Source organism: Micromonospora taraxaci, from assembly GCF_007830095.1.
Taxonomy (GTDB): domain Bacteria; phylum Actinomycetota; class Actinomycetes; order Mycobacteriales; family Micromonosporaceae; genus Micromonospora; species Micromonospora taraxaci.
In genome coordinates, this window is sequence record NZ_VIWZ01000001.1 from 3,654,372 (window position 1) to 3,665,670 (window position 11,299).

The following is an 11,299-nucleotide window of genomic DNA, read 5'->3' on the forward strand; positions in this document are numbered from 1 at the left end:
AGTTGTGGTGGTGGACGAACGTCGTGCACCAGCCCGTTTCGGGCACCACAACTCCATGATCGACAGGAGCGGCGGGGGTCAGGTCAGGTCGACCGACGGGTAGAGCGGGTGGGGGGCCAGCAGGTCGGTGGCCTGGCGAGCGATCTTGTCGGCCAGGGCCGGGTCGAGGGTGTACTTCGCCTTCGACGGGGTGCCGTCGGCGTTGGCGCCGGCCGTGGTCTGCGTGAGCACGGTGTGGATCAGCTCCGCGGTCTGGTCCATCTCGGCGGTGCCGAGGCCCCGGGTGGTCAGCGCCGGGGTGCCGATCCGGATGCCGGACGTGTACCACGCCCCGTTCGGGTCCTGCGGGACCGAGTTGCGGTTGGTGACGATGCCCGAGTCCAGGAGCGCCTGCTCGGCCTGCCGACCGGTGAGCCCGTAACCGGACACGTCGATCAGCACGAGGTGGTTGTCGGTGCCACCGGTGACGAGCTTCGCGCCCCGACGCAGCAGCCCCTCGGCGAGCGCCTGCGAGTTGTCCACGATCCGCTGGGCGTAGTCGGCGAAATCGGGTCGACGGGCCTCCGCGAGGGCGACCGCCTTGGCGGCCATCACGTGCGGTAGCGGACCGCCGAGCACCATCGGGCAGCCCCGGTCCACCTGGTCGGCCAGCTCCGGCTGGCAGAGCACCATGCCGCCGCGCGGCCCGCGCAGCGACTTGTGCGTGGTGGTCGTGACGATGTGCGCGTGCGGCACCGGGTCGAAGTCGCCGGTGAACACCTTGCCCGCCACCAGGCCGGCGAAGTGCGCCATGTCGACCATGAAGGTCGCGCCGACCGAGTCGGCGATCTCCCGCAGGATCCGGAAGTTCACCTTCCGCGGGTACGCCGAGTAACCGCCGACCAGGATCAGCGGCTTGAACTCGCGGGCCGCCTCGGCCACCCGGTCGTAGTCGATCAGGCCGGTCTCCGGGTCGGTGCCGTAGCTGCGCTGGTCGAACATCTTGCCGGAGATGTTCGGCCGGAAGCCGTGAGTGAGGTGGCCGCCCGCGTCCAGCGACATGCCGAGCATCCGCTGGTTGCCCAGCTCGCGGCGCAACGCGAACCAGTCGGCCTCGGTGAGGTCGTTGACCTGCCGGACCTGGGCCTTCTTCAACGCGGGGGACTCCACCCGGTCGGCCAGCACCGCCCAGAACGCGACCAGGTTGGCGTCGATGCCCGAGTGCGGCTGCACGTACGCGTGCGCCGCGCCGAACAGCTCGCGTGCGTGTTCGGCGGCAAGTGCCTCGACGGTGTCCACGTTCTGGCAGCCGGCGTAGAAGCGGCGACCGACCGTCCCCTCGGCGTACTTGTCGCTGAACCAGTTGCCCATGGCCAGCAGGGTCGCCGGGGAGGCGTAGTTCTCGCTGGCGATGAGCTTCAGCGACTCCCGCTGGTCGGTCAGTTCGGCGCCGATGGCGTCGGCCACCCGGGGCTCGACCGCCCGGATCACCTCAAGGGCACTACGGAATGCGGTGGACTCGGCGTTGCGCGACATGCGACCTCCAACAGACGTGCGGGAAGGCCCAGGCGCTCGGCAAACGTCCTCGTGACGGGGCCGCTCCCCGATGGTTCTCCATCCCCACGCGCCAGTAACGGCCCGGTCCGATCCTACCGGGCCAGCCGGGGCCGTCCCGGGCGACCTCCGTTCATCACACGCCGGGAGGGTTGGGTGACCGACCTGGGGCACCACCTGACGAGCGGGTACGCCATCCGCAGGGGAGGAGGCACGCGTCACGGTCACCGCGTTGCTGCCGGGCCCGACCGACACCGCCTTCTTCGAGCGGGCCGAGATGGAGGACACCCGGGTCGGTTCGGGTAAGAAGGACGACCCGGCGAAGGTCGCCGAGCAGGGCTTCGCCGCGATGATGATGGGTGACCAGACGGTCACCGCAGGTTCCCTGGTCAACAAGGTGCAGACCGCAGAGGGCCCGGCACGCCGCCGGGCCCTCTGCGCGTGGCGGGTCACGCGGTCATCGCGTCCATCGCCTTCTTGATCGCCTTCGGCTCGGTGGGGGTACGCGGGGCGTCCGCGCGCAGCGCGATCATCTTCTCGCCGATCTCCTGTAGCTGCTTGCGGCCCAGCGCGTCGCGGACCTTGGGGAACCACTCCTCCTCTTCCTCCTCGACGTGGTGGGTGACGTTCTCGATCAGCACCGTCGTCTTGGCGTTGAACCGCTCGTCACTGGCGTCCATGCTGGCCAGCTCGGCGCAGAGCACGTCGGCGACGTGGTGTTCCTCGTACGACTCGAGGATGTCGTCCTCCAGGTCGGGCAGCAGCCGGCGGACCTCCGGGTACATCACCTCGTTCTCCAGGTAGGTGTGCACCGTCAGCGCTTCCAGGATCTGGTTCACCAGCTTCTGCCGCTGGTTCGCCGGCCCCTCCTCGGCGTCCTGGAAGGCCTTGAACAGGCGGCGCATTTCTTTGTGGTCCTCTTTGAGCAGCACGATGGCATCGGTCGACACCGGTATGACCTCCCTGAACAGTCTCTTCTGGTGTGGTTCCGGTACCCCGACGACCACCGCGGAAACAGGCGAATCCGCCTCAGACCATGGCCAGGGTGCGGGGGATCTCGTCGAGCAACTCCCGAGCCAGGAAGCCGATCCGGCCGTAGCGGGGGATCAGTCGCTGGCCGCTCACCGAGTGCGCGAACGAACCCCAGCAGGCCGCCTGGGCCGGGTCCGCGCCGCGGGACAGCAGCCCCGCCAACAACCCGGCGAGGACGTCGCCGCTGCCGGAGGTGCCAAGCCCGGCGTCGCCGCTCTCCTCTCGCCAACCCCGTCCGTCCGGGGCGGCCACGTGCCCGTACAGCGACACGACCGCCTCGTACCGGGCGGCCACCTCGGCCGCCTCGGCGTCGAGGTCGTCGCCCGGATCCCGTCCGAGCAGGTGCCTGGCCTCGGTGACGTTGGGCGTGAGCACCACGGGCCGACCCGAGCCGACAAGCAGGTCCGGTGCGTGGCTGAGCGCACCGAGGGCGTACGCGTCGAGCACCAGCGACGTGTCCGGACGGGCCGCCTCCAGGACCAGGGCCAGCAGGCGGTTGGTTTCGTCGATCGCCTTCAGGCCTGGGCCGACCGCCACCACGTCGGCCTGCGCGACCAGATCGCCGAGTTGGCCGTCACGGTCGGCGGCCACCGCGCCGTCGGCGGTCTCCGGCAGACCGACCACCAGGGCCTCGGGCACTTGGATGCTCAGCGCGGCGGCGGTGGACTCGGCGGCGGCGAGTTGGAGCACCCCGGCACCGGCGCGCAACGCGGCCACCCCGGCGAGCAGCACCGCGCCCGGTGTGAAGCGGGAACCACCGACCACCAGCACGGTGCCCCGGCTCTCCTTGCCACCGACCGGCACCGGCAGCGCCCAGTCCCGCAGCAACGCCGGTGTGATCACTCTTACCTCAGACCGGCTCGGCATGGATCTCGTCCTCCCTGGTCGGCTCGGCGCCCTGCTGACGCAGGTGCGCGACGTCGTTGAAGGCGGTGAGCGCCAGTCGCCCGTCGGCGTCCGCCGACCACTCGGTGATCGAACAGTTGGCGATCACGTCCTGCCGGGTGAGTGCCATCAGCTCGTCCTCGGTCAAGCCCTCGATGAGATAACGAAGCAGGAAGACAAGCGCGTCATGGCCGAAGAGCAGCACCCGGCAACCCTCGTGGTCACGCCGCAGGTCGCCCAGGAGCGTCCGCAGCCGCAACGCCACGTCCGTCCAGGACTCCCCGCCCGGCGGCCGGTAGTAGAACTTGCCCAACCGCTCCCGACGGTCGGCCTCGTCCGGGTACCGCCGTCGTACCCCGTGGCCGGTCAGCCCGTCGAGGATGCCCAACTCCCGGTCGCGCAGCCGCTCGTCGCGGTGCACGGGCACGTCGGTGCCGGCCAGCGCCAGCCGCGAGGTCTGCACCGCGCGCAGGTACGGCGACACCACCGCCACGTCCGGCTGCTTCGCGTCCGGCAGTGCTGCCAGCCAACGGCCGGTCGCCCGGGCCTGCTCCTGGCCGGTCGCGGAGAGCGGCACGTCGGCGTCGCGGTGGGTGAGGTCGATCAGCTCCGCGCCCGACGCCTCGGCCCGCGTCGCCGCGACGTTCGCGGTGCTCTCGCCGTGCCGGACGATCCAGAGGGTTGCCAGTTCCGCCATGCGGCACCCCTACCCGGCACGACCGTGCGGTAATCGGACCGTCGCCCGCCGCCCGCCGGCTAGCGGCGGCTCTGCCAGGGACGTAGCCCCACCCGGGAGGTCGACTCGTCGCGCCGGCGGAAGAGGTACGTGAAGGACTGGGCGGCCAGGGCGAGGAGTACCGCTCCCGTCCAGGCCCAGGAGAACGGCGCAGCGGAGTGGCGTACCGCGAGGACGCCGAGCACCGGCGCGGCGGCGACGAAGAGGGACAGGACGGTCGTGCTGACGGTTTGTCGGAAGCGTGCCGAGATGGCGAAGGTCGACCGGTCGTAGACGAGCAGGGCCGCGCCGAAGAGGGCCGCGGCCGCCAGGGCCACGCCCACCGAGGAGGTGATCTTCGCGAAGGTGACCGGTAGGGCGATGAGGAACGGGAAGACACCGCCGAACTCCGACAGCACGTTGCCCCACTTGGTGTACCGGCCGAAGCTGTTGGTTCGCAGCCGGGCCAGCTCACCGGAGGTGTTGGCATAGATGATCAGCGACGCGGTGGTGGCCAGGGCCGCGCACATCAGCAGCACCCGCACCCCGTCGGGATAGGCCGGGGAGGTGAACGACAGGCCGAGCACGAACGCGATCGAGGCCAGGATGCCGCTGGAGAAGGCGACCCCGGCGGCGCTCTCGTCGGACTGCAGGGCCGCGAAGTCGTCCTTCTCGAACCGGGACAGCTCCAGGGCCGGCCCGGCGGGCAGGTTCACCAGCCCCGTGATGACGTTCTCCTCGCCAGCCAGCAGGGTGGCGATCTGCGCCGACGCGGCAACCGGGATCAGATAGCGCTCGTCGGCGTCGACGTACTCCACCCGCGACTTGTGCTGGCAGTAGTAGCGGTCGCGCCCCGGGCCGAAGTAGTCCGGCACGATGGTGCGCACGACGAACCCGCGGGACAGCAGCAACCCGAGCATGGCCAGGTTCTCCGGGCTGGTCACCGTGGAGATGCTCAGGTGGGGCTGCGCCGCGACCGTCCGGGCCCGGGCCACGAAGTCGTCGAGCAGTGCCGCACCCACACCGGTGCGCCGCTGATCCGGGTGCACGCCGAGCCCACTCAGGTAGAGGTGATGGGCACTCGGCAACTCGTACTGAAGGAAGCCGACGATCTCCGTGCCGGCGCGGACCACCCGGACGTGCCCGGCCGCGACGCCGTTCTCGATCTCACTCGGCGCCGCCGGCTCGTGCGCCGGGTCGCCGGGCGGGAAACAGAGCGCGTCGAGGGCGAGTAGGGCGGGGATGTCCTCGGTCGACGCGTCGTCGATCCGGACGGTGGGCGCCCCGCCCGATCTGGTCTTCTGCTGGCGCACGACGCCATCCTGCCCGACCGGGTCAAGAGGGGCGATCGACACCAGTCGGTGTCTGGCGGGAGCCGTCGGCCGCGGTGGTGGTCGCGGCCGGGGACCGGGTCGCGGTGCCCGGTGGCGACTCGGTCGTACGGCTGGGAGTGGCGCCGGTGGGGTCGGTGCACTGCTGATCGTCGCTGTCGGTTTCGGGGCACCGCCGCGACCTGGTGATGCGAGGCAATGGGCGCCGGACAGCCGACGGGGGTCGACAATGACTGTCTTACGAGGTCTGCGCGAAGCGGTCCTGTTGTTCGTGGTGATCGGGGCGCTGGTCGCGGTCGCGGCAATGATCTGGGTGGCGGTCGACGGCGGTGACTACGTCGGTCGGCCGGGCATCGGGTTGGTTGTGGTGGGCGGGCTCATCGGCATGACGGGCGACCTGACGCTGAGCCGGATCAGCATGCTCGGTGCACGCGCCACGTTCGGCGCCGCGCCGGAGCGGGAGACGGCCGACGGTGGGCGCGTGCTCACCGGGGTCGGCATCTTCCTCTTCGTCGGGCTGCCACTGATCGTGGTCGGCGTGCTGCTGCTCTCCTGACCGAGCGTGTCATCGCTGCCGTCGACGGCCGTCTCCCTCGGCGCCGCGCGAGTGTCCGCTCGGTGGCCGTGCGCCGCGCTCGCGCGTCGTACCCTCAGGGCGTGGCCACGGCGGCGGAGGAGATCCAGGTGGGGGAGCGGCTGGTCCGCGTCTCCAGCCCCGACAAGCCCTACTTCCCGGAGCGAGGGCTGACCAAGCTGGACGTGGTCCGCTACTTCCTGGCGGTCGGCGACGGCATCCTGCGCGCGCTACGGGACCGGCCGACGATGTTGGAGCGCTGGCCGCGCGGTGTCTTCGAGGGAGCGACGATCGCCACCCGGCAGACCAACCGGGGCGACGCGTTCTACCAGAAACGGCTGCCGGCGGGCGCGCCCGAGTGGGTGCGCACCGCACACATCACCTTCCCCAGTGGCCGCACCGCCGACGAGATCGCGCCGAGCGAGCTGGCCGTGGTGATCTGGGCTGCCAACCTGGGCACACTGCGTTTCCACCCGTGGCCGGTCAGCGCCGCCGACGTGGAACGCCCCGACCAGCTGCGCATCGACCTCGACCCGATGCCGGGCGTCGGCTTCGAGCAGGTGGTGCCGGTGGCCCGGGAGGTCCGCGCCTTCCTCGCCGAGTTGGGGATGACCGGCTATCCGAAGACCACCGGCGGGCGGGGCCTGCACATCTACCTGTCGATCGAGCCGCGGTGGAGCTTCGGTGAGTGTCGCCGGGCGGTGCTCGCCCTGGGCCGGGAGATGCAACGCCGGTTGCCGGAGCTGGTCACCACCACCTGGTGGCGCGACCAGCGGGACCGTCCGGTCTTCGTGGACTACAACCAGATGTCACGGGACCACACGATGGCCTCGGCGTACTCCATCCGCCCGACGCCCCGGGCGCTGGTGTCGGCGCCGCTGGAGTGGGCGGAGCTGGACGACGCCCGACCGGAGGACTTCGACGTGCTGTCAGTGCCGGCGCGCTTCGCCGAGCGCGGCGACCCGCACGCCGGTCTGGACGGTGACCGGCACTCGCTGGAGCCGCTGTTGGAGTTGGCCGACCGGGAAGGGCTGGAGGCCCCACCCGAGCGCTGAGCCGGGTCAGGCCCACGGGCTGCCCGCCCCGTCGAACTCCTCGAACACCAGCCAGGTGCGGGTGGACAGCACCCCCGGGATGCTCTGCACCCGGCCCAGCACCACGTCCCGCAACGCGGCGTTGTCCGGCGCGCGGACCAGCGCGAGGACGTCGTGGTCGCCGCCGAGCAGCGCGGCGTGCTCGATGTAGCGCACCTGGGCCAGCTCGGCCGACACCTCCCGCCAGGTGTTCTGCTCGATGGTCAGGGCGATGTACGCGGACGTGCCCAGCCCGGCCGCCTCGGGCGCCACCTGGGCCCGGAACCCGGTGATCACCCCGTCGCGGAGCAACCGTTCCACCCGCGCGTACGCGTTGGTGCGGGAGATGTGGATTCGCTCGGCGAGGGTGCGCACCGACGTGCGACCGTCCCGGACCAGCTCGTCGAGGATCCGCCGGTCGACCTCGTCCAGGGCTCGGGCCGATCGTCCCGATCCCGCGCCCCGGCCTGCGTCGTCGGCGGTCTCCTGGCTCACTGACCGATCCTCCGCATGCCAATCGTCCCGCCTTCCGTGTCGATCTTGAGTCAATCATCCACAAGCGGAAGCATAGGCTCACCACACGTCCCAGGAGGTTCCGCCGTGACGACCACTCCCCAGGCGGTCCGCAGGGCATCCCCGCGCACCCGTCGGGCGGCCACCCCGCCCGACCCGGCGCGTCCGCTGCTGCCGAACACCGAGCCTGTCCGCCTGCTCGACCCGACCGGCACGCCGCTGCCCGCCCGCACCGACTACCCGGAGCCGCCCGTCGAGGTGCTGCGCGAGCTGTACCGCCGGATGGTGCTCGGCCGCCGCTTCGACACCCAGGCGACCGCCCTGACCAAGCAGGGCCGGCTCGCCGTCTACCCGTCCTCGCGGGGCCAGGAGGCGTGCCAGGTCGGCGCGGTCCTCGCGGTCCGCGACACCGACTGGGTCTTCCCCACCTACCGCGAGTCGATGGCTCTGGTTGCCCGGGGCATCGACCCGGTCGAGGTGCTCACCCTGCTGCGCGGCGACTGGCACTGCGGGTACGACCCGACCGAGGTGCGGACCGCGCCGCAGTGCACCCCCCTCGCGACCCAGTGCGTGCACGCCGCCGGGCTGGCGCACGGCGAGGCGTACCAGGGTCGCGACACCGTGGCACTGGCCTTCATCGGTGACGGCGCGACCAGCGAGGGCGACTTCCACGAGGGGATCAACTTCGCCGCCGTGTTCAAGGCGCCGGTGGTCTACTTCGTGCAGAACAACAGGTACGCGATCAGCGTCCCGCTGTCCCGGCAGACCGCCGCGCCGTCGCTGGCCTACAAGGGCGTCGGCTACGGCGTACCGAGCGAGCAGGTCGACGGCAACGACCCGGTCGCGGTGCTCGCCGTGCTCACCCGCGCGGTCGCGCACGCCCGCGCCGGCAACGGGCCGTTCCTGGTCGAGGCGCACACCTACCGGATGGAACCCCACACCAACGCCGACGACGCCAGCCGCTACCGCGACGGCGCCGAGGTCGACGCCTGGCGCGACCGGGACCCGGTCGCCCGCCTGGAGACCTACCTGCGCGCCCGTGGCGTCCTCGACGACGCGGCCGTCGCCGAGGTCGCCGAGCAGGCCGAGACGTACGCGGCGGACCTGCGGGCGCGGATGAACGAGCAGCCCACCGTCGACCCGCTGAGCCTCTTCGACCACGTGTACGCCCAACCCACCCCGCAGTTGGTCGAACAGCGCGAGCAGGTCCGTGCCGAGTTGGCCTCCGCCCGCGACGAGGAGGGGAACGCCTGATGGCCACCACCATGGCGAAGGCGCTCAACACCGCGCTCGCCGACGCCCTCGCCGCCGACGACCGGGTCGTCGTCTTCGGTGAGGACGTCGGTCAACTCGGCGGCGTCTTCCGGATCACCGACGGCCTTCAGGCCCGCTTCGGCGAGAACCGCTGCTTCGACACCCCTCTCGCCGAGGCCGGCATCGTCGGCTTCGCCGTCGGCCTGGCCATGTCCGGGCTGCGGCCGGTGGTCGAGATGCAGTTCGACGCGTTCGCGTACCCGGCGTTCGAGCAGATCGCCTCGCACGTCGCGAAGCTGCGCAACCGCACCCGGGGCGCGTTGAGCGTGCCGATCGTCATCCGGGTGCCGTACGCCGGCGGCATCGGCGGGGTCGAGCACCACTGCGACTCGTCCGAGGCGTACTACGCGCACACCCCCGGACTGAAGGTGGTCACCCCGGCGACCGTCGAGGACGCGTACTCCCTGCTGCGCGAGGCGATCGACGACCCCGACCCGGTGGTCTTCATGGAGCCCAAGAAGCTCTACTTCGCCAGCGCCGACGCGGAGCTGCCGGCGCGTGCCGAGCCGTTCGGGAAGGCCGTCGTGCGTCGCCCCGGACGCGACGCGACCCTGGTCGCGTACGGGCCGGCGGTGCCTGTCGCGCTCGAGGCCGCCGAGGCCGCCCGCGAGGAGGGCTGGGACCTGGAGGTCGTCGACGTCCGCACCATCGTGCCGTTCGACGACGCCACCATCACCGCCTCGGTCCGGCGTACCGGTCGGTGCGTGGTGATCCAGGAGGCCCCCGGCTTCGCGGGTGTCGGCGCGGAGATCGCCGCCCGGGTGCAGGAGCGGTGCTTCCACGCGTTGCACGCCCCGGTGCTGCGGGTGGCCGGGCTGGACATCCCGTACCCGGCGCCGATGCTGGAGCACACCCACCTCCCCGGCGTGGACCGGGTCCTCGACGCGGTGGCCCGCCTCCAGTGGGACGACCAGCCCGACGCGCGCTGGGCGGCGGCATGACCACCGTCGAACGGACCCAGGTCTTCCTCCTGCCCGACCTGGGCGAAGGGCTGAGCGAGGCCGAGATCGTCGAGTGGCGGGTCGCCGTGGGCGACGTGGTCACCGTCGACCAGAGCGTGGTCGAGGTGGAGACCGCCAAGGCGGTCGTGGACGTGCCCTGCCCGTACGCCGGCCGGGTGGTCACCCTGCACGGCGCGGCCGGTGAGGTACGCCCGGTCGGCCAGCCGTTGATCACCATCGCGCCGCTGGACGGCGGCGACGAGCCGGCCGGCCACGCCACCTACCGCGAGGAGGAACGGGCCGGCTCCGGCAACGTCCTGATCGGGTACGGGACGGGCCACGGCGGCGGCACCCGGCGTCGACGTCGGCCCCGGCTGGTCCTCGCCCCGGAACCGACCGACGTCAGCCCGGCCGACGCTGCTCGCCCGGACGCTGCTCGCGCCGACGTCGGCGTGTCCGCCGCGCCCGCCGACCCGCGCTCGCCGGCCGCTCTGGTCATCTCGCCGATCGTCCGACGGCTGGCCCGTGAGCACGGCGTCGACCTGGGTACGGTGCGGGGCACCGGGCCCGGCGGCGTGATCCGTCGCGCCGACGTGGAGGCGGCGCTGACCGCGCCCGCCGCCCGGCTCGCCGCCGTCCCGGACCCGCACGTCGCCCTCGCGCCGGCCGGGGACGGCGACGTGATCGTCCCCCTCACCGGTGTGCGCAAGGCGATCGCCGACAAGCTCTCCCGCAGCCGGCGGGAGATCCCGGAGGTGACCATCTGGGTCGATGTGGACGCCACCGGCCTGCTGGAGACCCGTGCGGCGATCAACGCGGCGACCCCCGACGCGCCGGTGAGCATCCTGGCCCTGCTGGCCCGGATCTGCCTCAGCGGGCTACGCCGGTTCCCGCAGCTCAACGCCCGCGTCGACACGGAGGGGCAGCGGATCGTCCAGTCCGCGGGGGTGCACCTCGGCATCGCCGCGCAGACCGACCGGGGTCTGCTGGTGCCAGTGCTGCGCGACGCCCAACGCCTCACCACCGCCGAGCTGGCCGCCGAACTGGCGGCGACCACCGCCGCCGCGCGGGCCGGGAACCTGCCGCCGGCCCGGCTGACCGGCGGGACGTTCACGCTGAACAACTACGGGGTGTTCGGCGTCGACGGATCCACGCCGATCATCAACCACCCCGAAGCGGCCCTGCTCGGGGTCGGGCGGATCGTGGACAAGCCGTGGGTGGTCGACGGGCAGCTCGCCGTCCGCAAGGTGACCCAGCTCAGCCTCACCTTCGACCACCGGGTCTGCGACGGCGGGGTGGCCGGTGGCTTCCTGCGGCACGTGGCCGACTGCGTGGAACGCCCGGCGATGCTGATCGCCGCCGTCTGACGCGTATCCCCTCGGCCCCGG

Annotated in this window: 12 protein-coding genes and 1 riboswitch; of the genes, 6 read left to right on the top strand and 6 right to left on the bottom strand. The window is 72.0% G+C overall.

All coding sequences use genetic code 11. The features are described from left to right. Positions 1-78: 78 nt before the first annotated feature. Entirely contained in the window at positions 79-1,515 is a 1,437-nt protein-coding gene (locus FHU34_RS16730) for a glycine hydroxymethyltransferase (RefSeq protein WP_145781566.1), read from the bottom strand. A gap of 19 nt (positions 1,516-1,534) precedes the next feature. Then, a riboswitch (ZMP/ZTP riboswitch) is annotated at positions 1,535-1,624 on the bottom strand. Positions 1,625-1,765: 141 nt separating this feature from the next. Here FHU34_RS16730 and FHU34_RS16735 point away from each other — a divergent pair. After that, positions 1,766-2,014 carry a hypothetical protein gene (locus FHU34_RS16735; protein WP_244311703.1) on the top strand — a complete coding sequence of 83 codons (249 nt, stop codon included), beginning with the start codon at positions 1,766-1,768 and terminating at the stop codon, positions 2,012-2,014. Here the strand turns inward: FHU34_RS16735 and FHU34_RS16740 are convergent. The 4 genes from FHU34_RS16740 to FHU34_RS16755 form a co-directional block, all read right to left on the bottom strand. Further along, positions 1,983-2,483 carry a hemerythrin domain-containing protein gene (locus tag FHU34_RS16740; protein ID WP_145781568.1) on the bottom strand — a complete coding sequence of 167 codons (501 nt, stop codon included), beginning with the start codon at positions 2,481-2,483 and terminating at the stop codon, positions 1,983-1,985. The two genes, FHU34_RS16735 and FHU34_RS16740, sit on opposite strands and share 32 nt — an antisense overlap. Positions 2,484-2,562: 79 nt before the next feature. After that, on the bottom strand, positions 2,563-3,432 hold the full coding sequence (locus FHU34_RS16745; RefSeq protein WP_145781571.1) for an NAD(P)H-hydrate dehydratase: 870 nt from the start codon (positions 3,430-3,432) through the stop codon (positions 2,563-2,565). Beyond that, positions 3,416-4,147 (bottom strand): histidine phosphatase family protein, encoded by a 732-nt coding sequence (locus FHU34_RS16750; protein WP_145781573.1) that lies wholly within the window; start codon positions 4,145-4,147, stop codon positions 3,416-3,418. Before FHU34_RS16750 ends, FHU34_RS16745 begins: the two co-directional genes overlap by 17 nt. A gap of 59 nt (positions 4,148-4,206) precedes the next feature. After that, positions 4,207-5,478, bottom strand: a complete 1,272-nt coding sequence (locus FHU34_RS16755; protein ID WP_167524832.1) for a GNAT family N-acetyltransferase — start codon at positions 5,476-5,478, stop codon at positions 4,207-4,209. 247 nt (positions 5,479-5,725) lie between these two features. Between FHU34_RS16755 and FHU34_RS16760 the strand changes: the two genes are divergently transcribed. Then, a complete protein-coding gene (locus FHU34_RS16760) occupies positions 5,726-6,052 on the top strand; it encodes a hypothetical protein (protein WP_145781577.1) in 327 nt (108 codons plus the stop codon). A 101-nt stretch (positions 6,053-6,153) separates the two neighbouring features. Further along, complete coding sequence (locus FHU34_RS16765) at positions 6,154-7,125, top strand: DNA polymerase domain-containing protein (RefSeq protein ID WP_145781579.1); 972 nt, start codon at positions 6,154-6,156, stop codon at positions 7,123-7,125. 6 nt (positions 7,126-7,131) lie between these two features. Here the strand turns inward: FHU34_RS16765 and FHU34_RS16770 are convergent, their stop codons facing one another. Next, positions 7,132-7,638, bottom strand: coding sequence for an Lrp/AsnC family transcriptional regulator (locus tag FHU34_RS16770; RefSeq protein ID WP_145781582.1), 507 nt, complete (start codon positions 7,636-7,638; stop codon positions 7,132-7,134). A 105-nt stretch (positions 7,639-7,743) separates the two neighbouring features. On the opposite strand from FHU34_RS16770, the gene pdhA reads away from it, so the two are divergent. The 3 genes from pdhA to FHU34_RS16785 are packed head-to-tail and all read left to right on the top strand — an operon-like array spanning position 7,744 to position 11,278. Next, positions 7,744-8,910 carry a pyruvate dehydrogenase (acetyl-transferring) E1 component subunit alpha gene (gene pdhA, locus FHU34_RS16775; protein ID WP_425280531.1) on the top strand — a complete coding sequence of 389 codons (1,167 nt, stop codon included), beginning with the start codon at positions 7,744-7,746 and terminating at the stop codon, positions 8,908-8,910. Continuing rightward, on the top strand, positions 8,907-9,911 hold the full coding sequence (locus FHU34_RS16780) for an alpha-ketoacid dehydrogenase subunit beta (RefSeq protein WP_208745163.1): 1,005 nt from the start codon (positions 8,907-8,909) through the stop codon (positions 9,909-9,911). The genes pdhA and FHU34_RS16780 overlap by 4 nt, the downstream gene beginning before the upstream one ends. After that, a complete protein-coding gene (locus FHU34_RS16785; protein WP_425280532.1) occupies positions 9,908-11,278 on the top strand; it encodes a dihydrolipoamide acetyltransferase family protein in 1,371 nt (456 codons plus the stop codon). The genes FHU34_RS16780 and FHU34_RS16785 overlap by 4 nt, the downstream gene beginning before the upstream one ends. Positions 11,279-11,299: the final 21 nt, after the last annotated feature.